Here is a 25360-nt window from a genome sequence, read left to right as displayed (position 1 = left end):
GGTGTCGACCGGTCAGCGCTTCGCGATCGCGTCCGCGAAGGTCGTGATGCGGTTGCGGGCGTAGACCGGCAGGCCGGCGCTGATCGAGCTGCCCGTGTTGAAGCTCGAATTGCCCATCAGCACCTGGGCCGGCAGCAGGTTCTTCAGCACCGGCACCCGGGCATATTCGGCCTTGCGGTCGAGGACATCGGCCTTGATGGCGAGCGCCATGTAGGTCGTCACCACCGTCTTGGTGGGATCGTTGGGCAACGGCTGGAACACCGCCAGGAACTTGCCGAAGCGCAGGATCTGGTTGACCCAAAAGATCGTCTGCTCCAGCCCACCCGTCACCGGCGTGTCGATCTTGGTCAGCGCCTTGAGGGCCGCCCCCTGGTCGGCGCCGAGCACCCGCAGCTCGCTCTGGAACGAGACGTACTCGGCAATCTTCTTGGCCGAGCCCTCTTCGAGCTTGTTGGCGAGCTTCACGCCCAGCGGCAGCTTGCCTTCGAGATCGTACCGGGACTCGATGCAGGCGCCGGCCCCCTCGCACCAGGGCCGGTCCGGGCGCTTGGCGAAGGCGGCGGCCGGGTCCTTGTTCGGCGTCACCTCGCCGGTGGTGATCGCCTTGTGCTTGATCGCCGGGTCCATCTTCTGGACGAAGCCGAGATTGGCGAAAGCCTGGAGGTCGATCGCCTCGGGCGGCCGGGCGACCACGAACCGTCCTTCCGCCACGTAGACTTTCAGCGTCTCGTGCCGCGGCTTGGTCACGCCGTTCACCGTCACGGTGTAGTCCGGCTCCTTGTAGCCGGGGAAGGGCGCCAGCACCGCGGCCTCGGCCGGGCGGACCTTAAGCCAGTCCAGGTACGGGATCAGCCCGTTCTCGGGCGCCGTGGGGTTGTCGCGGTGATCCGTGAACAGGATCTGCCCCGGCTTGAGCGCGGCCGGATCGAGGGCGGTGACCGAGGGCACCTCCTTGATCCGTTCAAGCCCCGGCACGGTGTTGGCGGCCGGACTCTGCGCGCAGACCGGCGCAGCGGCCGTCAGAACGAGGGCGAGGGCGGCAGGAAACTGCGTTCGCAACGGGCATCTCATCGGTCGGAGCGGGTGGGTCAGTAGCCCGGGTCTTCGCCGAACAGGTAGTCCGGGTCGCGGCGGCGCGGCTGGCGCACGCCCTCGTCTCCGAAGGGCGAGCGCGCCGTCTGGCCGGGCCAGGGCCTGTAGGCGTCCTGGCCATAGGAATCCAGATCGCCCTGCGCACGGCGGCTGCGCGCAGCGGGGCGTTCGCCGAAGGGATCGAGCGGATCGGGGGCGGCGCGTTCGCCGGTCATGTTGCCGTAGTAGTCGCCGGCCACGCTCGCGCCGTCCTCGTTGCTGGAGAGGTCGCCGTCCTGCGCATCCGGCCGCATGGCGTAGAGGGTCTCGCGCGGCACCAGGCGGAACTGGGTGTCGGCCATCTGGCCGTCGCCACTGGTTCGGAAATGCTCGATGAAGCCGCCGCCCGCGACCCGCTGGCCGCTATGCGGGTCGATCGCCAAGTCGGCGATGAACGGCCGCGCCTCGGGGGAGGGGCCGCGCAGGGGCGTCTTCGGGATGCCGTTGGCCCAGGCCGCCTGCAGGATGGTGGAGGCGATCGGGACCGAGAGATGCCCTCCGGTCTGACCGCGGCCGAGCGTCTTGCGGCTGCCGTCGGCGTTGTCGTAGCCGACCCAGACCACCACGGTGATCTCGTTGGTGAAGCCCGCGAACCAGGCGTCGTTCTCGTTCTCGGAGGTGCCGGTCTTGCCGGCGACGTAGGCCGACACCTTGGACAGGGCCGCCGCGGTGCCGTGCTGGGTGACGCCCTGCAGCATGGTCTTGAGCTGGTAGAACGCGATCCGGTCGGCGGAGTCGATCCGCGTGGGCTCGCGGGCGGCGTGGGTGTAGAGCGGCTTGCCGTCCCGCTCGACCGATTCGAGCGCGAACGGCGCCGGTCGGGCGCCCTCGTTGGCCACCGCCGCGTAGAACCCGGCGAGGTCGAGCATCCGGACCGGCTGCGCGCCGAGGACGAACGGGTAGTAGGGCTCGCACTCGGCGTAGATCTGCGCCTCCAAGGCGATGTCGCAGACCCGCTTCAGGCTGGCCGGCGCCTTCGGGGCGATGCCCCCCTGCAATAGCCGGGCGGTGACGAGGTTCTTGGAGAATTCCAGGCCCCTGCGCAGGGTCGTCGGCCCGGAGCCGCCGCCCTCGTAGTTCTTCGGCGACCAGGAATCCCCGGATCCGCCGATCGGCGGCAGGGTCACGGCGGAATCCATCACCAGGGTGTTGGGCTGGAGCTCGGCATTCAGGGCGGCCAGGTAGGTCAGCGGCTTGAGGGTCGAGCCGGGCTGGCGCACCGCCTGAGTGACCCGGTTGAGCTGGCTCAGCGGATAGGAGAACCCACCCGCCATCGCCAGGATGCGGCCGGTCTGGTTCTCCATGACCAGGGCGGCACCCTGCACGTTGGGCCGGACCCGCAGCTGCGCCCGGGGCGCGCCGCGCCCCTCCGTGAGCTTGACCCGGACCACGTCGTAGAGCTGCAGCTTGCCCCGGGCGACGCCCGGATCGAGGGTTGCGGTGCGGCCGTCGGCAAGGCCGACCTTCACGGGTCCGCGCCCGGGCTCGAGGACGACGGCGACGGGCCAGTGCACGTCGTACAGGGTCGGCCGCGCGCTCTCCAGGGCCCGCAGCCACACGGGCTTCACCAGCGGCGCCGCCGGGGCCTTGAGCTTGGCCGCCTTTGCGCCCGCCTTGGCCTCGGGCTTCGCGGGGTCCTTCGCGGCCTCGGCCCGGGCCCCCGTCACGCCGGGCGCGCTCTGCACCGAGCCTTCCGGCGCGGGCGTCGCCGCCTGGATCCGGCGGATGCTGTCGGCGAGGTTGAGTTCGGGACCCGTGTAGGTCTGGCGCCCGGTGGCGCGCTCGTAGTTGGCGAGCCCGTCCTGCAGCGCCCCCTCGACGGCGCGCTGGAGCCCGGCATTGATGGTCGAGCGGACCGTGAACGAGCCGGCGGTCAGCGAATCCACCCCTGCGAAGGTGCGGGCCTCGCGGTTCAGGTAATCGACCACGTAGAAGCCCGAATCGCGCCGCGTCGCGTCAACCGGCTTCAGCCCGAGATCGGCGTTGACCGCGCCGGACATCTCGGCATCGGTGATCGTGCCTTCCTCCTTGAGGCGGGCGAGCACGTAGGCGCGCCGTTCGCGCGCCCGCTCCGGGTACTTGTCCGGACTGTAGAAGTTGGGTCCCTTCGGCATGCCGGCCAGCAGGGCGGCCTCCGGCAGGGTCAGCTGCCCGACCGACTTCCCGAAATAGCTCTGCGCCGCCATCTCGATGCCGTAGGCGCCGCGGCCGAGATAGATGCCGTTGAGATAGAGCCCGAGGATCTGCGGCTTCGAGAGGATCCGCTCCAGGCGGGCCGCCACGATCATCTCGCGGATCTTGCGCTCGTAGGTGACGTCGTCGCCGACCGAGAGGTTCTTCACCACCTGCTGGGTGATGGTCGAGCCGCCGGCCGGGCGCCCGGGCGAGGCGAGGTTGCCGATGAAGGCGCGGATCACGCCGCGCTCGTCGATGCCGTGGTGGCTCTCGAAGCGCTTGTCTTCCGCCGCGATGAACGCCTTCTGCACGAGGTTCGGCACCGCGGTGATCGGCACCACGAGCCGGCGGCCGTTCGCCTCGAAGGTCTCGGCGAAGGGCTTGCCCGACCCGTCGAGGATGCGGGTCATGCCGGGCAGGACCTTGTCCCGGAGCGCCTCGGCGGTGGGCAGGTCCTTGGTGGCGTTGTCGTAGAACTCGATGACCTCGCGGGCATTGAACGGCGAGATCGCCGGGTTCTCGCCCTTGCAGAACTGCTTGTAGCTGGTGTTCAGCTCGTCGAGGTTGAGCCCGTGCAGGATCTTCGGCGCCCCCGGCCCGGCGACGCTCGTCGGATCCTCCATGGCGGTGGTGATCAATTCATCGAGATTGATGTCCTCGATGTCGAACGCCTTGCGCATGTGGGCGCAGCCGTCGCGCAGCAGGCGCACGACCTCGGCCTGATCGGTGAACGGATCGAACTGGGTCCGCACCGCGTCCGGCCGCGTCGTGACCTGGCTCAGCGTCAGGGCCGTCGCGAACAGCTTGATCAGGATGGCGTTCATGCGGTCCGGATTCGAGGGGGCGGCGGAGCGGGTGCGAACCTCCCGGGTGCGCCGCCGAACTGGGCGAGCACAACGCGGCTGTTTTAAGGAAAAGCCTGCCGGGGTGCCCCCACCCACAAGCTTCGCCACAGCACGTATTGACAGAACGTATTGACATCAAGGGGCGACCGGCCATGCTCGAGTGGGACGAGGCGAAGCGCCGGGCGAACCTCGCCAAGCACCGCCTCGATTTCCGGGACGCGGTCGCCCTGTTCGACGGCCGCCCCCGGCTCGAAGGTCCGGCAGCCTTCCGGGACGAGGCGCGCCACGTCACGGTCGGGGTCCTGGGTGAGGTGCACGTCACCCTCGTCTGGACCTGGCGCCTGGATCGGCGGCGGTTGATCTCGTTCAGGAGGGTGCGGCGTGAAGAACGACAAGCATACAGTCAGGCATTCGTCGGCGGACCTGACAGCGATGGTTGAGCACGGCGACAGCGACAGCGAGAGCGACTGGGACGCCGTGAAGGCGCTGACCGATGCCGACGTCGACGCGGCCGTTTCGACCGATCCCGACGAGGCCGATCTGGAGATCGACTGGAGCCAAGCGGTCATCCATCCGGAGTCCCGGAAGAAGATCGTGACCATGCGGGTCGATGCCGATGTCCTGGCGTTCTTCAGGGAACAGGGGCGCGGCTACCAGACCAAAATCAACAGCGTGCTGCGCGCCTACATGGATCATGCGCGCAAGGAGCCGGATCGACCCCTTAAATCAGGCGGAACCAATTCCCGCCGGTCGTCGTAGGGTCGCCGGCGCGGCCGGTCCTCATGGCCGAACGGCGCTTCTGAAGGCGCCTCGCGAGGACCGGCATGATCAACGACCTCTGGTACAAGAACGCGGTCATCTACTGCCTGTCGGTCGGCACCTTCATGGACGCCAACGGCGACGGCATCGGAGACTTCGCCGGGCTCGAGCGGCGGCTGGACTACATCCAGGGCCTGGGCGCCACCGCGATCTGGCTGATGCCGTTCCAGCCCTCGCCCAAGCGTGACGGCGGCTACGACATCTCAGATTATTACGGGGTCGATCCCGATTACGGCTCGCTCGGCGATTTCGTCGCCTTCGCGCACGCGGCCAAGCAGCGGGGCCTGCGGGTGCTGATCGACCTCGTGGTCAACCACACCTCGGACAAGCACCGCTGGTTCCAGTCGGCCCGTTCCGACCCGGACTCGCCCTACCGCGACTGGTACGTCTGGTCGAAGGAGCGCCCGGCCGGCACCGACGAGGGCATGGTCTTCCCCGGAGTCCAGGAGACCACCTGGACCTACGACGAGAAGGCCGGCGCCTGGTACTTCCACCGGTTCTTCGACTTCCAGCCCGATCTCAACACCGCCAACCCCGAGGTGCTGGCCGAGATCTTGAAGATCATGGGGTTCTGGATCGAGCTCGGCGTGTCGGGCTTCCGGATGGATGCTGTGCCGTTCGTCATCGCCGAGAAGGGGGCCGACGTCGGCGGCAAGCCGCGCGAGCAGTTCGACATGCTGCGCGACTTCCGCGAGTTCCTGCAATGGCGCAAGGGCGACGCGATCATCCTGGCCGAGGCCAACATCCTGCCGAAGCAGGACCTCGACTATTTCGGCGACGACGCCGACCGCATGCACATGATGTTCAACTTCCAGGTCAACCAATCGACCTTCTACGCCCTGGCCGCGCACGATGCCCGCCCCCTGGTGAAGGCGATCGAGCGGACCAAGCCCCGCCCGCTCTCGTGCCAGTGGGGCATCTTCCTGCGCAACCACGACGAGCTGGACCTCGGCCGGCTCACCGAGACGCAGCGGCAGGCGGTGTTCGCCGAATTCGGACCCGAGAAGGGGATGCAGCTCTACGACCGCGGCATCCGGCGCCGCTTCGCCCCGATGCTGGCGGGCGACCCCCGTCGCATCCGGCTGGCCTACTCGCTGATGTTCACCCTGCCGGGGACGCCGGTGATCCGCTACGGCGACGAGATCGGCATGGGCGACGACCTGGGCCTGAAGGAGCGGGACTGCGCGCGGACGCCGATGCAGTGGACCGCCGAGCACAAGGGCGGCTTCTCCCGGGCCGAGCGGACGGTGCTGCCGCCGATCGATCACGGTCCCTACGGCTTCGCGCACGTGAACGTCGCCGACCAGCGGCACGACCGGGGCTCGCTGCTCAACTGGATGCAGAGCATCATCCGCCACCGCAAGGAGGCGCCAGAGATCGGCTGGGGCGACGTGACGGCGGTGCCGACGGGCAAGGCCTCCGTCCTCGCCCTGCGCTACGCATGGCGCGGCAACGCCATTCTGTGCGTGCACAACCTCGCGCCCGAGCCGATCGAGATCGCCCTCCGCTCCGGCGTGCTCGAGCCGGAGCCCGACATCCTGGTCGACGTGCTCACCGGCTCGCGCAGCGACGCCGGCCCCGAGGGCAGCCACTGCCTGTTCCTGGAGGGCTACGGCTACCACTGGTTCCGGGTCGGCGGCCTCGACGCCCTGCTGAAGCGGACCCCGGGCTGAGCGGCGCCTCGCCCCCGCCCGCCCGGCGCGCTAGGGATGTGCCGGAGCGAGGATGCACATGGTTCGGACCAAACATTACCCCTCGGACGCGACGATCGCGGACGTGCTGCCCGGCCTCGAGGATGCCGAGGGCTACCTGCGCCAGGTGCTGGTCACGATGCGGATGTGCCAGAAGCATTACGGCGACGCCTGGGTCCGGATCGGGGTCACCGGCAAGGCGACGGCGCCGTCGTACCGGGTCGACCGGCCGGACGCGTCCTCCGCCCCGGCCGAAGCCGGAACCACGGAGCCGGGCACGGCGATCTTCGGCGCCTATGGGGGCCGGTCCCATGACCGCTTCACGAAGGTCAACACCGCCGAGACCCGGTGGAGCAGCCGGTCGATGGGCATGGCCGAGATGCTCGTGCTCCACGACAGCCTGCGCCGGCCGAAGGACGGATCGGCCTGAGCGGCGGCGGGGTGCCGCACGGCCGGTTCTGCGCTAGAACCCGGTCCAGAGCGCCGACGGCGGCGCAGCCAACCCGCGGAACCCCATGCCAGGAACGCCCCGCGCCGGGATTATCCCGGTCACGCCCTTCCAGCAGAACTGCACGCTGATCTGGGACGACGCCACCAAGGTCGGCGCCGTCGTCGATCCGGGCGGCGACCTCGACCGGATCGAGGCCGCCATCCGGGAGCAGGGCGTGCGGGTCGAAAAGATCCTGCTGACCCACGGCCATGTCGACCACGCCGCCGGCGCCGACGAGCTGCGCGAGCGGCTCGGCGTGCCGATCGAGGGCCCGCACCGCGCCGACAAGTTCCTGCTCGATTCCCTGCCGGAGACCGCCGCCAATTACGGGATCGGCGAGGGCAGGGCCGTGACCCCCGATCGCTGGCTCGACGACGGCGACGCCGTGACGGTCGGCGAGCTCGGCTTCGACATCCTGCACTGCCCGGGCCATTCGCCCGGTAGCGTCGTGTTCGTGAGCCGGGACGCACGCTTCGCGCTGGTCGGCGACGTGGTGTTCAAGGGCTCGGTTGGCCGCACCGACCTGCCCGGCGGCAACCACGAGCAGCTGATCCGCGCGATCAAGGAGAAGGTCCTGCCGTTGGGCGACGACATCTCCTTCATCCCCGGCCATGGCCCGACCGGCACGCTCGGCGAGGAGCGCGTCTCGAATCCGTTCCTGCAGGGCTGACACCATGGACAAGCGTCGCATCGGCCGCTCCGACCTCCGGGTCGCGCCCTTCTGCCTCGGCGGCAACGTCTTCGGCTGGACCGCGGACGAGGCGACCTCGTTCGCCATCCTCGACCGGTTCGTGGAGCGCGGCTTCGACTTCATCGATACGGCGAACGTCTATTCGCGCTGGGCGCCCGGCCACCGGGGCGGTGAATCCGAGACCGTGATCGGCCGCTGGTTCGCGGCGCGCCCGGGCACCCGGGACGGGATCGTGCTGGCCACCAAGGTCGGCATGGACATGGGTGACGCCGGCAAGGGCCTGTCGGCGCGCCATATCGAGCAGGCCTGCGAGGCGTCCCTGCGGCGGCTCCAGACCGACCGGATCGACCTCTATCAGTCGCATCTCGACGACGCGGAGGTGCCCCTGGAGGAGACCCTGCGGGCCTACGAGCGCCTGATCGCTTCGGGCAAGGTCCGGACGATCGGGGCTTCGAATTACGGCGCCAGCCGCCTTGCCGAGGCGCTGACTGTCTCGTCCGCCTCCAACCTGCCGCGCTACGAATGCCTGCAGCCGGATTACAGCCTCGCCGAGCGCGGCTACGAGTCGGAGCTCGAACCGCTGTGCCGGGCGGAGGACATCGGGGTGATCGGCTACTTCTCGCTGGCGGCCGGCTTCCTCACCGGCAAGTACCGGTCCGCCCAGGATGCGGCGGGACGCGCCCGGGAGAACCGCGTCGCGAAGTACCTTACCCCGCGCGGGCTGGCACTCCTCGACGTGCTCGATTCGGTGGCCCGGGACCAGCGCGCGACGCAGGCCCAGGTAGCGCTGGCCTGGATCATCGCCCGGCCCGGCATCACCGCGCCGATCGCCAGCGCGACGTCGGTGGCGCAGCTCGACGATCTGCTGGGCGCTGCCGAACTGCAGCTTTCCGCGGACGCGATCGCTCGTTTGGACGCGGCCAGCGCGGGCGGCATCGAGGGCTAACGGGGCGTTAAGCGCGGAGCCTCAGAAAAGCGGGTGTACGGGCGCGTGCGAGCCCGTAAAATCGTGCAATCTCAACGCGGAACCCCTATATCAGGTGGACCAAGCGAGAGCGCAGGCGTGGGCGCCCGACGGCGCGAGTCCCTCCGTCGCGAACTGGTCCGCCTGCCCGAGGAATTTCATGGCCGACACCCCTCCGAACGAGCCCGCCGAGTACGGCGCGGAATCGATCCGCGTGCTGAAGGGCCTCGACGCCGTCCGCAAGCGGCCCGGCATGTATATCGGCGACACCGACGACGGCTCGGGCCTGCACCACATGGTCTACGAGGTGGTGGACAACGCCATCGACGAGGCCCTGGGCGGCCATGCCGACCTCGTCACCGTGCAGCTCAACGCCGACGGCTCTGTCACGGTCTCCGACAACGGCCGCGGCATCCCCACCGACATCCACAAGGAGGAGGGCGTCTCGGCGGCCGAGGTCATCATGACCCAGCTGCACGCCGGCGGTAAGTTCGACCAGAATTCCTACAAGGTCTCCGGCGGCCTGCACGGCGTCGGCGTCTCGGTGGTGAACGCGCTGTCGTCGTTCCTGAAGCTCCGGATCTGGCGCAACGGCATGGAGCACGCGATGGAGTTCCGTCACGGCGATGCCGTGGCGCCGCTCGAGATCGTAGGCCCCGGCGAGGGGCGGCGCGGGACGGAAGTCACGTTCTTGCCCTCCACCAACACCTTCACGATGATCGAGTTCGACTACGGCACGCTGGAGAAGCGGCTGCGCGAGCTCGCCTTCCTCAACTCGGGCGTGCGCATCGTCCTGACCGATGCGCGCCATGCCGAGCACAAGCGCGAGGAGCTGTACTACGAGGGCGGCATCGAGGCCTTCGTCCGGTACCTGGACCGGTCCCGCAAGCCGATCGAGGGCATGGCCAGCCCCGTGGTTGTCCGCGCCGAGCGCGAGGGTATCCGCGTCGAGGTCGCGTTGTGGTGGAACGACTCGTTCAACGAGACGGTGCTTCCGTTCACCAACAACATCCCGCAGCGCGACGGCGGCACGCACATGGCGGGCTTCCGGGCGGCGCTGACCCGCCAGATCACCGGCTACGCCGATTCGTCGGGCGTCTCGAAGCGCGAGAAGGTCTCGCTCACCGGCGAGGATTGCCGCGAGGGCCTGACCGCGGTCATCTCCGTGCAGGTTCCGGATCCGAAATTCTCGTCGCAGACCAAGGACAAGCTGGTCTCCTCCGAGGTCCGCCCCGCGGTCGAGAACGTGCTGAACGAGGGCCTGTCGACCTGGCTCGAGGAGAACCCGCAGCAGGCCCGCTCGGTGATGGGCAAGGTCGTGCTGGCGGCCTCCGCCCGCGAGGCGGCCCGGAAGGCCCGCGAGACCGTGACCCGCAAGGGCGCGCTGGACATCGCCTCGCTCCCCGGCAAGCTCGCCGACTGCCAGGAGCGCGACCCGTCGAAGTGCGAGATCCTGCTGGTCGAGGGCGATTCGGCCGGCGGCTCGGCCAAACAGGGCCGAGACCGGGCGTTCCAGGCGGTGCTGCCCCTGCGCGGCAAGATCCTCAACGTCGAGCGGGTGCGGGCCGACCGCATGCTGTCCTCGGCCGAGATCGGCACGCTGATCACGGCGCTGGGCGCCGGGATCGGCCGCTCGTCCACGGACCGGGAAGGCTTCAACCCGGAAAAACTGCGCTATCACCGCATCATCATCATGACCGACGCGGATGTCGACGGCTCGCACATCCGGACCCTGCTGCTGACGTTCTTCTTCCGCCAGATGCCGGAGCTGATCGACCGCGGGCACCTCTACATCGCCCAGCCGCCGCTCTACAAAGCCGAGCGCGGCCGCAGGGCGATCTACCTGAAGGACGAGCGCGCCCTCGAGGACTACCTGATCGACCAAGGGACCGACGGGGCGATCCTGCGGCTCTCGACGGGGGCGGAGTTCACCGGGCCGCAGCTCAAGAGCCTGGTCGAGGAGGCCCGCGGCTTCCGCAACGTGCTCCAGGGACTCCACACCCGCTACGACCGCTCGGTGGTCGAGCAGGCGGTGCTGGCCGGGGCGTTCGACGGGGAGGCGGCATCCCGGTTGGGCGAGGCCGAGGTTCTGGCCGACACGACCGCGCGCCGTCTCGATCTGATCGCCGACGAGATCGAGCAGGGCTGGCAGGGTGAAGCCCACGAGGGCGGCTATCGCCTCACCCGGACCCTGCGCGGGGTCAAGCAGGTCGCCACCCTGGATGCCAGCCTGATCTCGTCCCAGGAGGCCAGGCGCCTGTCCGAGCGCGCCGACGCGTTCCGGGAAATCTACGGCGAGCCGGCGACGCTGATGCGCAAGACCGACGAGACCGTGCTGCACGGGCCCGTCGCGCTGTTCGAGGCCGTCATGGCCTTCGGCCGCAAGGGCCTCCAGCTTCAGCGCTACAAGGGGCTCGGCGAGATGACCGCGCAGCAACTTTGGGAGACCACGCTGGACCGCGAGGTCCGCTCCCTGCTGCAGGTGAAGGTCAAGGACACGACCGACGCCGACGACCTGTTCGTCAAGCTGATGGGCGACGTGGTCGAGCCGCGGCGGGAGTTCATCCAGGACAACGCCCTGAGCGTCGCCAACCTGGACGTGTGATCGGGTTTTCCGGAGGCGACCCGCAGCGACGGCGGCCACCCACGTTGGCCGCCGTCGTTGCATTCTGATCGGCGGAACCCGGCTTATCCGGAACACGCCACAAGCCCCTGGCAAACGATCGTACGGCGGCGCTTTCGGGATCGGCATGTCGTTCGCGTGACAAATTTCAACGCTCGGGCGCTCGTGTTCCTCGTTTCATGAGATGTAACACTCAAATAGCGCCATGACAGAGATCAGTCCAACGGTGCCTATTGAAAATAGTAAAGCGACACTGGAACTAAAGATTAAAATATTTCAGCGTGGCAAATAAAACTTGTCATTGCGTCAAGCATCGAATGATATCGTGTCGGCTTCGAAAATCGAATCGCCGCGGACCGGACGTCGTTGATGCGCTTGACTATAAAGACCCGACTCGTTGCCCTTCTGGCGATCCTGGGCACGCTGCTGTTGGGCACGACCGCGCTCGGTAATATGGCGCTGCACTGGAACACGCGAAGTCTGCAGACGGTCTTCGAAGATCGCGTCGTTCCGCTCGGTCAATTCAGCGGGTTGCGCGACGCCTACGACAACCTGGTGGAGGCCTCGCGCGCCCTGAGTGGCGGGCGCTCCGATCCGCGTTCGGGGGCCGAGATCATCCAGCGCGCGCAGGCGCAGGCGAAGCGGCAATGGGCCGATTACCTCGCCACGTATCTGACCCCCGAGGAGAAGATCCTCGCCGGGGAGCTTCAGGCACAGATCGACCGGAACGACACGATCATCGGAGATCTCGGGCGCCTCGCCGGCACCAACCAGGCGAGCGCCTATGCGGAACGGCATGTGGACCTCCTGAACGCGATGGTTCGGACTCAAGCCTCCCTTCGAAAGCTGACGGGCTTGCAGATCCGGGAGGCGCGGGAGGCGTTCGAGACCGCGCGGACGACGTCGGGCTGGACCGGTGTCCTTCTCCTCGCCGCCTTCGTGCTGGCCACCGTCGCGATCGTGTACGGCATCGTGACCGTGCTCAAGCAGGTCGCCGGGCCGCTCGCCGGGATGACCGCGGCGATGACCCGCCTGGCGTCCGGAGACGTGGAGGTGCCGGTTCTCGGCGCGGACCGCCGGGACGAGATCGGCGCCATGGCCGGCGCCGTGCAGGTGTTCAAGGAGGCGCTGATCGCCAAGCGCCGTGCCGACGCCGAGGCGGCCACGGAGAACGAGGCCAAGGACCGTCGCACGCTGGCGCTGGACGCGGCCACCCGCACGTTCCGCGGCGAGGTCTCGAAGATGACCCAGACCCTGTCGGCCGCCGCGGAGGAGATGGAGGCGACCGCCCAGGCGATGAGCCGGACCGCCGACCAGACGGCGGCGCAGTCGCTCAGCGTCGCCTCCGGCGCCGAGCAGACCTCGGCGAACGTGCAGACCGTCGCCGCGGCGAGCGAGGAGCTTGCGGCCTCGATCGGCGAGATCAACGTGCAGATCGTCCGATCCTCCGAGATGGCCGAGCGCGCCGCCGCCGACGCCGCCCAGACCAACGCGATCATGCAGGGGCTCGCCGACGGCGCCGAGAAGATCGGCGCGGTGGTTGAGCTGATCAGCGGCATCGCGGCGCAAACCAATCTCCTCGCCCTCAACGCCACGATCGAGGCGGCGCGCGCCGGCGAGGCGGGCCGGGGCTTCGCGGTGGTGGCGGGCGAGGTCAAGGACCTCGCCGCCCAGACCGCCAAGGCCACCGAGACCATCTCCCGGCAGATCGCGGCCATCCAGGGGGAGACCCACCGGGCCGTCGAGGCGATCCGGACGATCTCGACGACCATCGTGGAACTCCGCGCCATCGCGGTCGGCGTCACGGCGTCCATGGAGGAGCAGGGCGCCGTCACCCAGGAGATCGTCCGCAGCGTCACGCAGGCGGCCGAGGGGACACAGGCGGTGACGAGCAACATCGGGGCGGTCACCGCCGCCGTCGGCGAGACCGGAGCCTCGGCGTCGCACGTCCTGATCGCCGCGACGGAGCTCTCGCACCAATCGGAACGGCTGACCGTCGAGGTCGCGGACTTTTTGGCCAAGGTGCAGGCGGCCTGAACAGGCGCGGCGGTCGGACCGCGATCCGACCGACCAGGGCTACGGCGCGCCCGGTTCCGGCAGCCGCATCAGCGGCTCGCCCATGCGCAGGCGGGCCCCCTCCTGGAGGCTGGGCGACAGGGTGAAGCCCGGCGGAGCCAGGACCACGATGGTCGAGCCGTGCTCGAACCAGCCCATCTCCGCGCCCTTTTCCAGGCGGGCGGTGCAGGGCAGGGGGCGGCCACCGGTCCGGCGCAGGGCCACACCCTCCGGCAGGAAGCCGAGACGCAGCCCCGCCACCAGAATCGCCGCCACCGGCACCAGGGTGACGGGGTGGCCGGCGATCCGCAGGCGCAGCACCGCCCGCTCGTTGCGGCAGAACAGGGCCTCGACGCGCTTCAGCGCGATCGGGTTCACGTTCCAGGTGTCCCCCCAGATGTGGCGGACCGTTTCGACCCGCAGGTCGTGGGGGGCGTGGAAGCGGTGATACATCCCGGCGGTCAGCCGCAGGGTCGCGTAGGCGCCGCCCTCGTGGGCGCGCGCCAGCGCCGCGTCGCCCCCGAGCAGGTCGGCGAGGCTGTACGAGAGGCCCTTGATCTGGAGAAGCCGCCCGGCCTCGATCCGGCCATGCGCGCCCAGGATCGCGTCGCTGGGGCTGACCAGGACGTTCGGATCCCCGGCGATCGGCCGGGCACCGGGGCGCAGGGCCCGCACGAAGGCCGCGTGCAGGCTCGGGAACCGCGTCTCCCGAGCGTCGCTGAGATCGACGTCGCAGAACAGCCGCCAGGTGGCGATCGAGACGTCGCGCACCAGGGGCTGCTCGATCCGGCTGAACCAGCCCATGAACCGGGTGGCGAGCCGGCGCGGCAGGCGGTTGGTGAGCAGGAAGTTCAGATCCTCCTGGGCGCCCACCTGCGCCAGGGCGCGCCGCAGCCGTGATCCCGAAACCGTCATCATGCCGTGAACCACCTCCGATACGGCGTGGGGCGATGTCCGCACTCCTCGCCACCCTGTCCGCCACCGCCGCAGCGGCTTTGTTCGCCCTGCCGAAGGCCGCGCAGCGCCTGCAGTTGTCGCGGGCCAAGCATCCGTCCCTGACCGGCCACGCCCGGATGGCCCGGCGCGTGGCCGGGCTGATCCCGCACTACGCCTACTCGCAGCGCGCGTTCTTCCGCTCCGACGATCCGGACGAGACCGTGGCGCTGCGGCGGGAGAACGGCTTCGCGCGGCTCTCCGAACTCTACCGCGCACGGTTCGCCCGCACCCGGGCCGAGACCGACGTGGTCCGCGGCGGCCTCTCCGACCTGCAATTCACCGGGCTGTACCGGGTGCCGTTCCAGTATGCCGGCCACGTGCGCGCGCATCTCGGCGCCGGGGCCTTCGCGGCGGCCTCCGACGGCGTCACGGTCACGGACCTCGACGGCAACGTCTTCTACGACCTGGCCGGCTCCTACGGGGTCAACCTGTTCGGCGTGGATTTCTACCGGGCCTGCCTGGAGGAGGGCACCGCGAAGGTCGCGGCCCTCGGGCCGGTCCTCGGGCCGCTGCACCCGGTGGTCACCGGCAACGTCGCACGGCTCAAGGCGCTCTCGGGCCTCGACGAGGTCTCGTTCCACATGTCCGGGACCGAGGCGGTGATGCAGGCGGCGCGGCTCGCCCGCTACCACACCGGCCGGCGCCGGATCGTGCGCTTCTGCGGCGCCTATCACGGCTGGTGGGGGGAGGTGCAGCCGGGCATCGGCAACCCGGTGCCGACCCGCGACACGCTCACGCTGGCCGACATGTCGGACCGGACGCTGCGGGTGCTGGGCAGCCGTCGGGACGTCGCCTGCGTGCTGGTCAACCCGCTCCAGGCCATGCATCCGAATGCCGGCGCACCGTCCGATTCCGCGCTGGTCGACAGTGCCCGCAAGGCCGCCTTCGACCGCGCCGCCTATACGAAATGGCTCGCGGCTTTGCGCGCGGTCTGCACGGCCAACGGCATCGTGCTGATCTTCGACGAGGTGTTCCTCGGCTTCCGCCTCGCACAGGGCGGCGCCCAGGACTATTTCGGCGTGCGTGCCGACATGGTGACCTACGGCAAGACCCTGGGCGGCGGCCTGCCGGTGGGGGTGCTGTGCGGCCGGGCCGAACTGATGCGGCGCTTCCGGGACGACCGCCCGGTGGACATCTGCTTCGCCCGCGGCACCTTCAACGCGCATCCCTACGTGATGGGCGCCATGAGCGCGTTCCTGGATCGCCTGGAGACGCAGGAGGTCGCCGCCCTGTACCGCGACCTCGACGCGACCTGGGATGCCCGGGCCGCGCGCCTCAACACGCTGCTGGCCGAGGCCGAGCTGCCGGTGCGGGTCTCCACCCTGTCCACGGTCTGGACGGTCCTCTACACGCGGCCGTCGCGTTACAACTGGATGCTTCAATTCTACCTGCGTGCCGAGGGGCTGGCCCTGTCCTGGGTCGGGACCGGCCGGATGATCTTCAGCCTCGCCTACGACGACGCGGCGTTCGAGGCGGTCGCCGCCCGGTTCGTGGCGGCGGCGAACGCCATGCGGGCGGATGGCTGGTGGGACGGTGGCGCCACGACCGACAAGGCGATCCGCAAGGCGATCCTGCGGGAGGTCGCGGCGATCCGACTGGGCAAACTCGGCGCTCGTCTCGGCCTCCGGGCGCCGGACCAGGTCTGATCGGGTTTCCAAAGGGCCTCCGGCCCTTTGGCAGGGTTCGGGGCGTGCAGCCCCGAATTTGCAGGGCTCTGCCCTGCACCGGCAAAATGTCCAGGACCTTTTGAAACCTGGACTTTGCCCGGCATCACCGAGGCGGGGGGAGCCCCCCGGCTCGGCGAGGCCGGGTAACGATCAGGCGCCGTGCTCGTGCGGCTCGTGCTCCTCGACCATCTCACCCTGCAGCAGGGCCAGCGGCGCCCTGTAGTAGAGCTTGATGTCGTGGAACGGGTCCGTGAGGATCTTGGTCGCCCAGACCAGGCCGGTCTGCACGTCGCGCACGAAGAACAGCTGCACCGTGCGGAACAGTAGGCCGGCCATCGCGAGCCACAGCCAGATCCAGCCGACGTTGCGGATCAGGTCGGTGTTCGTCTGGTGCGGCGAGATCAGGCCGAACAGGCTCGGATCGAAGTAGAGCGGCAGCGGCGACAGCGCCCAGATCGCCAGCAGCACGATCTTGCGCTGCAGATTGTAGCCGACCTTGATCTCTTCCTTGTGCTCGTGCGTCGCGTGGTTGACGTGGTCGTACCCCTTCGGCTCGAAGAACAGGTGGCCCGCCTGCCGGCTCGTCATCGCCAGGAGCCAGCCGATCAGCGCCGCCGTCGCCGGATCCTTGAAGGCCACCGCGTAGGCCACCAAGAAGCTCACGGCGCTGACCACGTGCAGGCTCTGGTTGATCCGGTTGTGGTGGTAATAGCGGTGGTCGTCCCAGCGCTGGACGCGCAGGGTCTCAAGAAAACTCGCCATGCCGTGCTTCTCCGATCGAGGGTGGGGGACGGGTCAGAAGGCGCGCGGTCAGGCGTCGCGCTTGCGCAGGCGGATGAGGGAGAAATGGCCGAGCGGCGGCAGGGCCCGTCGCTCCACGACCTCCACGGGTGCCGTCGCGGCCCAGGCGGCGTAGCGCTCCCAGGAGAACTCGGTCCGCCATCCCAGGCGGCTCGTGATCGGCATCAGCGTGTGCTCGATCAGGCGCCGCAGGCCGCCCTCGGCCCCGATCCGGGTGGTGATGACGATCTCGCCGCCGGGACGCAGCACCCGGGCGAACTCGTCGAGGGCCGCCTCGGGGTTCGGCACCGCGGTCACGACGTACTGGGCGACGACCACGTCGAAGGACGCGTCCGCGAAATCGAGATGCTCGGCGTCCATCACGGCGAGGCGCTCGACGTTGCGCAGCGCCAAGCGGGCGACGCGGCTGCGCGCCTTCTCCAGCATCGGCGCCGAGATATCGATCCCGACGATGCTGGCGGCCCGCCGATAGGCCGGCAGCGACAGGCCGGTGCCGACACCGACTTCGAGGACACGTCCGCCGATCCGTTCGGCGGCCGCCGCCGCCAGGGTCCGGCCCTGGGCGAAGACCGGGCCGAACACCAGATCGTAGACCGGTGCCCAGCGGCCATAGGCCTTGGCGACGCCGTCGCGATCGAGGTCTGGACCGAGCGTCGCCGCCCGCGGTGAACCGGTGCCGTGCGTTCCGAGGGCCATGAGGGTCCTGTCTCTCGCTGTCTGTCAGGTTGAGGCGCCCGGCCGCCGGCCGCGCCGCGGGCCGATGGATCCGGGGTTCGGGAAAGGGCGGGCTCAGGCCCGGATCGGAACCGTGCGGGGTTCGAGCCGGCCGCTGGCGGCGCTGTCTCGGGCGGGGGGCGGGCGATCCGCCGATGACATCACGGACATCGCGAGCGCCCGGCGATCAGACGGGACGGCGGCGCCGGTGGCGCATCATCAAGCGGAACGTCATCGGCCCCACACCGTATCCCCGCAGCGATCTTTCCGCCGGCAAAGCTATGATTGTCGTTTGACGATGTTGTGACATCACAAAAGGTTCTTTTACCGATATGCACTTCGCTGGCAAAGCATTCGCCGCGAACATAATCTTTCGGCATCGGGAATCGTCTTGCGCCGCGGCCTTAGAGCCGTTCCCGACCGCGTTGCAAGCGGACCGGCTCGCAGTCCTGGATTCGACCCGCTTACTTATGCCGAACCGGTATCCCGTCGGCGGAAAGCGCTCCGGCAGATGGATGCGTGGCTTTGGAACCGGCATCGCCGACGCGGCGCCCGCCGGAAGGGTCCGGCGTCGAACGCGGCGCGGCGCCGTTCACGATGATGGCAAATGTCCATCCGGACGCCTCAGCGCGCGCGCGTGCATCGGCTATGGTCCGAATACCACACGGCCGGCGGACGGCGTGGCCGACATCATCTCGCCCTGTTATCGACGAGATGTTCCCCGGTATCAGTTGAGAAACGTGGCGCGATCTCGCGCCGAAGGAGTGTTGGGCGTGATCGAACAAATGCGGCGTATGACCCTTGCTGTGGCGGCGCTCGCCGGGCTCTCCGGCGTGGCCGGACAGGCGGAGGCCGCGCAGTGCGGCAACTCGGCGGCCGGGTTCGAGACCTGGAAGCGGGAATTCGCCCAGGAGGCGCGCGGCAAGGCCAGCGCGGCGAGCCTGGCGGCGCTGGAGACCACCAGCTACTCCACGGCGACGATCTCGGCCGACAGGGGCCAGCGCAGCTTCAAGCTGTCGCTGGAGCAGTTCCTGGCCAAGCGCGGCGGCCCGACCATCGTGTCGAAGGGGCGTCAGCTCAAGCGGACCCATGCCGCCCTGTTCGATTCGATCGAGCAGCGCTACGGCGTCCCCCCGGGCCCGCTCCTGGCGATCTGGGGCATGGAGACCGGCTTCGGCGCGGTCCGCGGCAACGTCAACACGCTCTCGGCGGTCGCGACGCTGGCCTATGATTGCCGCCGCTCCGAATACTTCACGGATCAGCTCTACGCGGCCCTGACCCTGGTCGACCGGGGCCTGCTGTCGTCGAGCACCCGCGGCGCCGCCCATGGCGAGGTCGGCCACACGCAGTTCCTGCCCAAGAACGTGCTGACCTACGGCACCGGCGACCTGAACAACGTCAACGCCGCCCTGTCGTCGACCGCGAACTTCCTGAAGGCGCATGGCTGGCGCCCGGGTGCCGGCTACCAGCCCGGCGAGCCGAACTTCGTGGCGCTCCAGGGCTGGAACGCGGCAACCGTCTACGAGCGGGCGATCGCGCAGCTCGGCAAGCAGATCGACAACGATTGAAGCTTGGCTGTTGGCGAATACTGTTCGGGCCAATCGGGTTGTACCGCTATTGGCCCGAAAATAGTCCCGATCGATCCTGAATCGACCACGCAGCTGCCGCAGAAAAGCCGGCCCGGTCCCGCTGTTTCGTCCCGGCGGGGCCGGCCGGCCCATCGATACCCATCGACGGTTCTCAGGGACCGCGGTGGCGATGATCCGGCAGGCGCCCGCTCCGCGACGAGAGCATTGGCGCCCGCATGGCTATCGACTCCGTGCCGCTCGGCGGCCCCACCACCCGGATGGCACGCCGCTCCTGTGCGGGCCCGCTGGCGGTCCTGACCGCGGCGGTCGCGCTGTCGGCCCTGGGGAGCGGGCTTCTTCAGCCGCCCCTTCAACGGGCCGACGACAGGCCGGCCGTTCCCGACCGCCAGAGCATGGGGTTCGAGTCGGCCCCGGATACCGTGCCGCTCGCGGCGGAAGCGCCGGTCGACGAGGCCTGGCGCGACGCGACCGGTGGTCCCCTGTCGCGCTGGGCGTGGTCGGGGATCGAACCCTCCCCAGCCCCGTCGATTCCGGCCCCCGTGCCGGAGACCCAAATCACGGAGCCCCCGCGCACGGCGATGACCGTTCCGCTCCCGGTTCCGAGGCCGCCCGAATTCCGGTCCGCGCGCGGACCCGATCTCGGCCGCAGGGCCGAGCGGCGCGTGGCCCGACGCGAGCTGCCGCCGCTTCCGGCACAGCCCCGCGAGGACGACCGCTCGTTCCTGGAGAAACTGTTCGGCGTCGAGCGCGCACCGGCCCTGGCCTACGCGGCCCTCGAGAGCCGGCCGGCCGATCTCGTGCCGCAGCGGCGCATCTCGCCGCCGCTCGCCCCCACCGACACGCGCCCCACGGCCGGGACCGCGATCTACAACATCGCGGCGCGCATCGTTATTTTGCCGAACGGCGAGAAGCTCGAAGCGCATTCCGGCCTCGGGGAAGGCCTCGACGAGCCGCGGATGGTCAACGTGCGGATGCGCGGCCCGACACCGCCCGGCACCTACGACCTCCGGGAGCGGGAGCAGCTGTTCCATGGCGTGCGGGCGATCCGGCTCACCCCGGTCGGCGGCAACGAGGCCGTCTACGGCCGCGTCGGGCTGTTGGCCCATACGTTCATGCTCGGACCGCGCGGTGATTCGAACGGGTGCGTCTCGTTCCGCGACTACGAACGATTCCTGCAGGCTTACCTGCGGGGCGAAATCCAACGCCTCGTGGTGGTGGCTGGCACGCAGGATCCGCTGCCGAGCCTGGCCGCGAGCCCGGCCCGCACCCAGATCGCCCGGAACGGCAACTGAGGCGTCTCGGGCCGGCGCTGGTTCCCGCCACTGCGCATCAGGCGGCGGGGCCCCGGTTCCGTCACAGCGATTCGGCCTTGATGAGCGCCTCCACCGATTGCAGGAAGCTGCGGCGGGCCTCGGGCTTCGCGTCCCGCAGGTACGCGGCGATGAGCGCGAGCAGGTATCCGGTCCCCTCGTCGGCGCCCTGGGCGACGGCGGCATCCTGCCCGCCACCGTAGAAGACCGATAACGGGAGGTCCAACGCGTCCGAGATGCGGGCCAGCCGCTCGCTGGGCTCAAACCGGGTGGTGTCGGAATCCCTCGTCATGAACACGTCTCCGGATACCGTCCGCGCAACGAACTGGCATACAAAATTTCAACTTCAATATTCTCCCTGTGAGTCATGTCGCCCGTGTCGACATGATCAAGCAAGATGCAAAATCGACGTCGGTGCCTAAAAACGGCTCACCGCGCCGAATCGATGGGTGTCTTTATACCGATTTGGTTCGATTGCACTAAGCTCGGCCGAGCCTATGCTATGCGTTGAAACGACGTTGTGATGTAGCGGCCGTCTGAAATCCGTTCGCGCTTCCCTGCCGGACAGGATCCGATCGACGGGCCGGTTCAAACGGCCGTCAGATGCCGAGGCGACCGATCGCGGGCAGCTTGATGCCCGGACGGCGCAGATCGATCCCGGCGACGCCGCCGAGCAGGTTCAACTCCAGCCCTTCGACCCAGGCGAGCGTCAACCCGAGATAGCCGCCGAGGTTGATCCGGATACCGGTCCCGGACGGCGTCCACCCGATCCAGCGGCCGTCATAGGGAAAGTCCTTGCCGATCGCCGTGGCGGGGAGGCTGGCCCGCATCTCGGGCACCGCCGCCATCACGGCCGCCACGAAGGTGTTCGAGTTCGGACCCGGCCACACCACGTAATCTCCGGGGCGCGCGTAGCGGTACTCGGCCACGGCCTTGCGGATGCGCGGCAGCATCGCTTCCGCGTCGGACCCGTCCGCCGCGAACACGATCTCGGGCGGGTTGCCGAACCAGCGCCCGTCCGGGACGAAGCGGTCGATCCAGATCGGCTCGCCCCAGGCCGTGTAATCGAAGCGCCGGTATCTGCGTTCGCCGGTCCCCTTGATCACGATCCAGCTGTGGGTCGCCACGATCCCGCGCCAGCTCACGGTGCGGGCGGAGAAGATCCGGACGACGGCCGAGGGATTCGATTCGGCCGGCGGAAGCAGGCCGGCGCTGGACCGGTCCGCGGAGCGCCAGTCGCCGCTCGCGCGCAGCCAATACAGGGTCGCCGAGACCGCGACCGGTACCAGGAAGACGAGGACGAGCGCGAGGAACGCGAACCTGAGCAGGGACACGGGTTTGGCCGGGGCGTGATGGACGATGCTTCTCATGTAGGCACGGATCGGGCCCGTTCCCATGCGGCCGAACGGAGCGCGCCGGCCGGGCCCGCGTACGGTCACGACGGCTGGGACAACGCCTCGAGGAAAAGCGTCGTGGCCAGGAGGTCGGCGCACCCGCCGGGACTGAGCCGCGCCGACACGAAGCTGCGATGGATCCTCACGGCGCGGTCACGCCAACCCGGGTCGGCGATTCCCCCCGCTTCGAGGAAATCCGTCGCGGCGGCTTGCGCCCGGGCCAATCCTTCGGCGCCGCCGCGGTGAAGCAGGTTGGTGTCGTCCAGGATCGCGAGGAGCGCGAAGAAACACTGGACCCGTGCAGCCTGAGGATCGTCCGGCGCCTGGGCACGGCCGAGGCGCAGGGCCGGAAGGCCCACGGCCCGGATGGTCGGGAAACCGGCGGCGGCTTCCGCGCTGGCGCCCCCGACACCGTAGCGGCGGGCGGCCCGACCGCCATGGCTGTCGGCGGAAGTCTGCGCCCTCGCGATGGCCCCGCCCCACAGCCGGCCCACGGCCTCGGCCCGGGCCTCGGCCGAGGCCGGGATGTCCCCGGTGACACCGGCGCCGGCACAGATCAGCCCCAGGGCGAAGATCGCGCCGCGATGGGCGTTGACGCCGCCGGTCGCCTCCAGCATCGCCGCCTCGGCCCGCAACCCGATCGCCCGCAGCTCGTCCATTCCAGCGCCTTCGCGGCCGGCCGACACGAGCGCCACGAAGAACGGCCGGATCGCCGCCGCGCTCCGCCGCAGGGTGCCGGCATCCATGTCATGGTGGCTGCCGGAATCGACCGGGCTGACGAGACCGGGCTTGGGCCACGTCTCAAGCTCGTCGATCAGCGCCGCGTGCGCGAGATCCGCCACGCGCTCGGGCCAAGGGTCCGAAGCGTGCTGCATGTCCTGAACGCACAGGTCGAAGATGCGGCCTCTCCCACGCGGCTACGATCGATCGTGCTGCCCGGCCCCGCGCGATCTGCGGCCCGTGCAGATAACGGCTTGTCGGCAACGGTAAGCTGCTACGCACCACCCGCGCAGCGGTCAATCGAACCGCTGCGACGGGCGTCCGAGCGGGCCGCGCCCTCAAAGCCGTCAAAACGTTCCGACAAATCGCTCCGGCAATTGCCAAAGATCAGGCGCCTGCGCCCAACTCTTGCGCTCGATAGCGTCGGCGAATAGTCTCTTCGTCGTTTCGAAGAGATTTTCCCCGGCGCGCAGCTGGATGCGTCGTCTCGTGAGTCCGGCAAGCTCGGTCTTGATATGATCCCGAAACTCTGACGGCGGAATGGCGTGGTGCGAATCCGGAATACTGATCGGTGCGGCGGCGTTGCGCTTCTTCTGGCGCTCGAACAAGATATCGTTGTCGCAATGCGCAAGATGAAACAAGAACAGATCGCCGAATTTCGGTCGATGATCGTGGACGACACAGTGAAAACCGATATGCCAATCGGTACGCTTTGAGATCAGCGTCGCCTTGCAGAGGGACGAGATCGAGCGGATATATCCGCGTTGCAGCGATATCGGCCGCTGGAGGTCGATCGGTGCCTCACCCTCCACATGGCGGACGTCGGCGCCGAACAGATCGAGGACCGGCGGCACATCCCGCGACGCGATATAGTCCGACAGTGATGATGCGACATCCGGATCGGCAATGACCAATTCGTCGGTATCGGTGAAGAGCACGCATTTGAAACCGATGAACAACGAAGCACAAAAATCGCGAATTGTATTCACGCGCGCCCATTCGTCCAGCGGCGTCCTGGGCAACCGGATCCGGTTCGCTGGGATCCCCATCGTCGAGCCGTCATCGGATCCGTGATCGAGAACGTAACAGTTCTCGGCCCCGACCTGCCGGTCGTAATGCCTCAACCACAGCGGTAACATCGTGCTTTCATTGTAGGCCATGGTGACCACGGCGAGCGGCCTTTTCTGCACCGGACCTTTTCCTCCGCAACGAAATGTCGATCCTCCGCCGCCATCGTACGCGGCGGCACGCTAATGAGGAGCTAAGCTGAACATGGAGCGAGCGCCCCAACTGTTGCGATCTCTGAGCAAGGACGCGCGGATCATCGAGATCGGACCCAGTTTCAATCCACTTGCTCCGAAGCGCGACGGTTGGAACACGATCGTCGTCGACCACGCGTCGCGCGAGGACCTCCTACGGAAATACCATGATCAGACGATAGATCGGATCGAGGAGGTCGACATCGTCTGGACCGGCGGTTCTCTTGCCGATGCGGTCCCGAGCGATCAGCATGGACGTTTCGACGCCTTCATCGCCAGCCACGTCATCGAGCACACCACCGACATCGTGACGTTCCTGAAGGCCGCGGAGACGTTGCTGAAGCCGGATGGCGTCGTGATCCTGGCCGTGCCGGACAAACGCAAGTGCTTCGACTTCTACCGCTCGCTCTCCGGCACGGCAGACGCGATCACGGCGTTCCTCGAGCGCCGGGACCGGCACACGCTGCGCACGCATATCGACTACGCCTTGAACATGGCGTTGAAGCCAGGCGGTGCCGGCGCTTGGGCCGCCGGCGACTGCCAGCCGGCCGAACCGGTCTGCCCGCTTACCGACGCACCGCAATGGCATGCGGCCGCCCAGCGTCCCGATTACACCGACGCGCATGCCTGGGTGTTCGTGCCGTCGAGCTTCAGCCTGATGATCCTGGAATTGTCGCTGCTCGGCTATCTCGATCTTGCGGTCGAGAACATCCAGGAGCGGCATGCGACGGAGTTCTTCGTCTGGCTGCGCAAGGGTGCATCGCGCCCCTCCGACGACGAGGCCCAGCGGCAACGCACAGCCCTGATGCAGCGCGTGATCCTGGAACTGGCCGATCAGGCACGACAATTACCGGACGGGCCGCTCAGCGAGACGGCGGCGACCTTACGCGACCGGCTCCTGCGCGCCGAATACCGCACGGCAGCGCTGAAGCGAGTGCTCGCGGCCGTGCAGGCCAGCACCGGTCGGTTCGGCCTGAAGCGCCGCCGGTTCAGGGAGCTGATCGCGCTCGCCGGCCAGGACGTTCCCGCGAACGCCCTGGCTCCGATCCAGCACCAGATTCTGCTGAACGAGGCGACGAAGATCCTGCACCCGCGGAAAGCCTCCGACGATCCGGCGGGGCCCGGCGAGGACGATCCGATGCTGGCCGACAACGCGGTCCTGGTCGTGCCGATCGGCGCGGCGCAGTTCGCGGATCCGCTCCTGGCCGCCGAGCTGGCGCGGGAACGCCAGCGGTCGCTGGCCGTGCGGGTCGTGCTCGAGGCCGTGTCGAAATCCCTGGGCCCCCGCTCCTGGGACAAGAAACGGTTCAAGGCGATCATCGCCAAGGCCGCCCAGGAGACGCCCACCGAGGGCCCGGTCGCAGTGCGTCACGCGGTGCTGGCGGAGGAAAGCCGGAAGGTTCTCGGCGTCCCCCTCGCCTGAGGT

21 protein-coding genes are annotated in these 25360 nt (G+C 68.9%); 12 read left to right on the top strand and 9 right to left on the bottom strand.

Going from position 1 to position 25360, the window contains the following annotated elements; all coding sequences use genetic code 11:
* Window positions 1-12 precede the first annotated feature (12 nt).
* Window positions 13-1059, bottom strand: a complete 1047-nt coding sequence (locus ACYQPG_RS24505; RefSeq protein WP_419830459.1) for a hypothetical protein — start codon at window positions 1057-1059, stop codon at window positions 13-15.
* A gap of 29 nt (window positions 1060-1088) precedes the next feature.
* A complete protein-coding gene (locus ACYQPG_RS24500; protein ID WP_461231926.1) occupies window positions 1089-4130 on the bottom strand; it encodes a penicillin-binding protein 1A in 3042 nt (1013 codons plus the stop codon).
* A 173-nt stretch (window positions 4131-4303) separates the two neighbouring features.
* Here ACYQPG_RS24500 and ACYQPG_RS24495 point away from each other — a divergent pair, with 173 nt between their 5' ends.
* The 8 genes from ACYQPG_RS24495 to ACYQPG_RS24460 all read left to right on the top strand — a co-directional run bounded on the left by ACYQPG_RS24495 (window position 4304) and on the right by ACYQPG_RS24460 (window position 13466).
* Window positions 4304-4591, top strand: a complete 288-nt coding sequence (locus ACYQPG_RS24495) for a BrnT family toxin (protein ID WP_419830457.1) — start codon at window positions 4304-4306, stop codon at window positions 4589-4591.
* Window positions 4533-4910 (top strand): BrnA antitoxin family protein, encoded by a 378-nt coding sequence (locus tag ACYQPG_RS24490; protein ID WP_419830456.1) that lies wholly within the window; start codon window positions 4533-4535, stop codon window positions 4908-4910. The genes ACYQPG_RS24495 and ACYQPG_RS24490 overlap by 59 nt, the downstream gene beginning before the upstream one ends.
* A 65-nt stretch (window positions 4911-4975) precedes the next feature.
* Complete coding sequence (locus tag ACYQPG_RS24485; protein ID WP_419830455.1) at window positions 4976-6643, top strand: alpha-amylase family protein; 1668 nt, start codon at window positions 4976-4978, stop codon at window positions 6641-6643.
* 58 nt (window positions 6644-6701) lie between these two features.
* On the top strand, window positions 6702-7091 hold the full coding sequence (locus ACYQPG_RS24480) for a hypothetical protein (protein ID WP_461231925.1): 390 nt from the start codon (window positions 6702-6704) through the stop codon (window positions 7089-7091).
* A gap of 85 nt (window positions 7092-7176) precedes the next feature.
* Window positions 7177-7821 (top strand): MBL fold metallo-hydrolase, encoded by a 645-nt coding sequence (locus ACYQPG_RS24475; RefSeq protein ID WP_147853884.1) that lies wholly within the window; start codon window positions 7177-7179, stop codon window positions 7819-7821.
* 4 nt (window positions 7822-7825) lie between these two features.
* Window positions 7826-8788: an aldo/keto reductase gene (locus ACYQPG_RS24470; protein WP_461231924.1), complete on the top strand. Its 963-nt coding sequence runs from the start codon at window positions 7826-7828 to the stop codon at window positions 8786-8788.
* A gap of 178 nt (window positions 8789-8966) precedes the next feature.
* A complete protein-coding gene (gene gyrB, locus ACYQPG_RS24465) occupies window positions 8967-11411 on the top strand; it encodes a DNA topoisomerase (ATP-hydrolyzing) subunit B (protein ID WP_147908287.1) in 2445 nt (814 codons plus the stop codon).
* A gap of 387 nt (window positions 11412-11798) precedes the next feature.
* Window positions 11799-13466 carry a methyl-accepting chemotaxis protein gene (locus ACYQPG_RS24460; protein WP_419830453.1) on the top strand — a complete coding sequence of 556 codons (1668 nt, stop codon included), beginning with the start codon at window positions 11799-11801 and terminating at the stop codon, window positions 13464-13466.
* Window positions 13467-13505: 39 nt separating this feature from the next.
* Here ACYQPG_RS24460 and asd read toward each other — a convergent pair whose 3' ends face one another.
* Window positions 13506-14402 carry an archaetidylserine decarboxylase gene (asd, locus tag ACYQPG_RS24455; protein WP_419830452.1) on the bottom strand — a complete coding sequence of 299 codons (897 nt, stop codon included), beginning with the start codon at window positions 14400-14402 and terminating at the stop codon, window positions 13506-13508.
* A gap of 32 nt (window positions 14403-14434) precedes the next feature.
* Here asd and ACYQPG_RS24450 point away from each other — a divergent pair, with 32 nt between their 5' ends.
* On the top strand, window positions 14435-16126 hold the full coding sequence (locus ACYQPG_RS24450) for an aminotransferase class III-fold pyridoxal phosphate-dependent enzyme (RefSeq protein ID WP_419830451.1): 1692 nt from the start codon (window positions 14435-14437) through the stop codon (window positions 16124-16126).
* A gap of 171 nt (window positions 16127-16297) precedes the next feature.
* Here ACYQPG_RS24450 and ACYQPG_RS24445 read toward each other — a convergent pair whose 3' ends face one another.
* Complete coding sequence (locus tag ACYQPG_RS24445; protein ID WP_419830450.1) at window positions 16298-16909, bottom strand: hypothetical protein; 612 nt, start codon at window positions 16907-16909, stop codon at window positions 16298-16300.
* A gap of 48 nt (window positions 16910-16957) precedes the next feature.
* Window positions 16958-17644, bottom strand: a complete 687-nt coding sequence (locus ACYQPG_RS24440) for a class I SAM-dependent methyltransferase (RefSeq protein WP_147855540.1) — start codon at window positions 17642-17644, stop codon at window positions 16958-16960.
* Between the two features lie 803 nt (window positions 17645-18447).
* Here ACYQPG_RS24440 and ACYQPG_RS24435 point away from each other — a divergent pair.
* Together ACYQPG_RS24435 and ACYQPG_RS24430 are read left to right on the top strand one after the other, a co-directional pair.
* Window positions 18448-19230 (top strand): lytic murein transglycosylase, encoded by a 783-nt coding sequence (locus ACYQPG_RS24435; protein ID WP_187193687.1) that lies wholly within the window; start codon window positions 18448-18450, stop codon window positions 19228-19230.
* Window positions 19231-19466: 236 nt separating this feature from the next.
* Entirely contained in the window at window positions 19467-20543 is a 1077-nt protein-coding gene (locus tag ACYQPG_RS24430) for a DUF2778 domain-containing protein (protein ID WP_419830448.1), read from the top strand.
* Between the two features lie 61 nt (window positions 20544-20604).
* On the opposite strand, the gene ACYQPG_RS24425 is transcribed toward ACYQPG_RS24430, so the two are convergent.
* The 4 genes from ACYQPG_RS24425 to ACYQPG_RS24410 all read right to left on the bottom strand — a co-directional run bounded on the left by ACYQPG_RS24425 (window position 20605) and on the right by ACYQPG_RS24410 (window position 23865).
* A complete protein-coding gene (locus ACYQPG_RS24425; protein WP_147939343.1) occupies window positions 20605-20853 on the bottom strand; it encodes a hypothetical protein in 249 nt (82 codons plus the stop codon).
* Window positions 20854-21160: 307 nt separating this feature from the next.
* Window positions 21161-21931 (bottom strand): DUF3750 domain-containing protein, encoded by a 771-nt coding sequence (locus ACYQPG_RS24420; protein WP_419830447.1) that lies wholly within the window; start codon window positions 21929-21931, stop codon window positions 21161-21163.
* Window positions 21932-21996: 65 nt separating this feature from the next.
* Window positions 21997-22830, bottom strand: a complete 834-nt coding sequence (gene mdcB, locus ACYQPG_RS24415) for a triphosphoribosyl-dephospho-CoA synthase MdcB (RefSeq protein ID WP_419830446.1) — start codon at window positions 22828-22830, stop codon at window positions 21997-21999.
* A gap of 192 nt (window positions 22831-23022) precedes the next feature.
* The gene (locus ACYQPG_RS24410) at window positions 23023-23865 is read right to left on the bottom strand and encodes a glycosyltransferase family 2 protein (RefSeq protein ID WP_461231923.1); all 843 of its coding nucleotides are present in this window, start codon (window positions 23863-23865) and stop codon (window positions 23023-23025) included.
* Between the two features lie 82 nt (window positions 23866-23947).
* Here ACYQPG_RS24410 and ACYQPG_RS24405 point away from each other — a divergent pair, with 82 nt between their 5' ends.
* Window positions 23948-25357 (top strand): class I SAM-dependent methyltransferase, encoded by a 1410-nt coding sequence (locus ACYQPG_RS24405; protein ID WP_461231922.1) that lies wholly within the window; start codon window positions 23948-23950, stop codon window positions 25355-25357.
* The last annotated feature ends 3 nt before the right edge of the window (window positions 25358-25360 follow it).

The sequence above is a fragment of the Methylobacterium sp. CM6246 genome, assembly GCF_054818005.1.
This window is presented reverse-complemented; position numbering and strand designations above follow the sequence as displayed.

Excerpts from the sequence above, each read along its gene's own strand:
- ACYQPG_RS24500 (WP_461231926.1), bottom strand. The coding sequence starts at position 4,130 with ATGAACGCCATCCTGATCAAGCTGTTCGCGACGGCCCTGACGCTGAGC.
- ACYQPG_RS24495 (WP_419830457.1), top strand. The coding sequence starts at position 4,304 with ATGCTCGAGTGGGACGAGGCGAAGCGCCGGGCGAACCTCGCCAAGCAC.
- ACYQPG_RS24485 (WP_419830455.1), top strand. The coding sequence starts at position 4,976 with ATGATCAACGACCTCTGGTACAAGAACGCGGTCATCTACTGCCTGTCG.
- ACYQPG_RS24480 (WP_461231925.1), top strand. The coding sequence starts at position 6,702 with ATGGTTCGGACCAAACATTACCCCTCGGACGCGACGATCGCGGACGTG.
- ACYQPG_RS24475 (WP_147853884.1), top strand. The coding sequence starts at position 7,177 with ATGCCAGGAACGCCCCGCGCCGGGATTATCCCGGTCACGCCCTTCCAG.
- ACYQPG_RS24470 (WP_461231924.1), top strand. The coding sequence starts at position 7,826 with ATGGACAAGCGTCGCATCGGCCGCTCCGACCTCCGGGTCGCGCCCTTC.
- gyrB (WP_147908287.1), top strand. The coding sequence starts at position 8,967 with ATGGCCGACACCCCTCCGAACGAGCCCGCCGAGTACGGCGCGGAATCG.
- ACYQPG_RS24460 (WP_419830453.1), top strand. The coding sequence starts at position 11,799 with ATGCGCTTGACTATAAAGACCCGACTCGTTGCCCTTCTGGCGATCCTG.
- asd (WP_419830452.1), bottom strand. The coding sequence starts at position 14,402 with ATGATGACGGTTTCGGGATCACGGCTGCGGCGCGCCCTGGCGCAGGTG.
- ACYQPG_RS24450 (WP_419830451.1), top strand. The coding sequence starts at position 14,435 with ATGTCCGCACTCCTCGCCACCCTGTCCGCCACCGCCGCAGCGGCTTTG.
- ACYQPG_RS24445 (WP_419830450.1), bottom strand. The coding sequence starts at position 16,909 with ATGGCGAGTTTTCTTGAGACCCTGCGCGTCCAGCGCTGGGACGACCAC.
- ACYQPG_RS24440 (WP_147855540.1), bottom strand. The coding sequence starts at position 17,644 with ATGGCCCTCGGAACGCACGGCACCGGTTCACCGCGGGCGGCGACGCTC.
- ACYQPG_RS24435 (WP_187193687.1), top strand. The coding sequence starts at position 18,448 with ATGCGGCGTATGACCCTTGCTGTGGCGGCGCTCGCCGGGCTCTCCGGC.
- ACYQPG_RS24430 (WP_419830448.1), top strand. The coding sequence starts at position 19,467 with ATGGCTATCGACTCCGTGCCGCTCGGCGGCCCCACCACCCGGATGGCA.
- ACYQPG_RS24425 (WP_147939343.1), bottom strand. The coding sequence starts at position 20,853 with ATGACGAGGGATTCCGACACCACCCGGTTTGAGCCCAGCGAGCGGCTG.
- ACYQPG_RS24420 (WP_419830447.1), bottom strand. The coding sequence starts at position 21,931 with ATGAGAAGCATCGTCCATCACGCCCCGGCCAAACCCGTGTCCCTGCTC.
- mdcB (WP_419830446.1), bottom strand. The coding sequence starts at position 22,830 with ATGCAGCACGCTTCGGACCCTTGGCCCGAGCGCGTGGCGGATCTCGCG.
- ACYQPG_RS24405 (WP_461231922.1), top strand. The coding sequence starts at position 23,948 with ATGGAGCGAGCGCCCCAACTGTTGCGATCTCTGAGCAAGGACGCGCGG.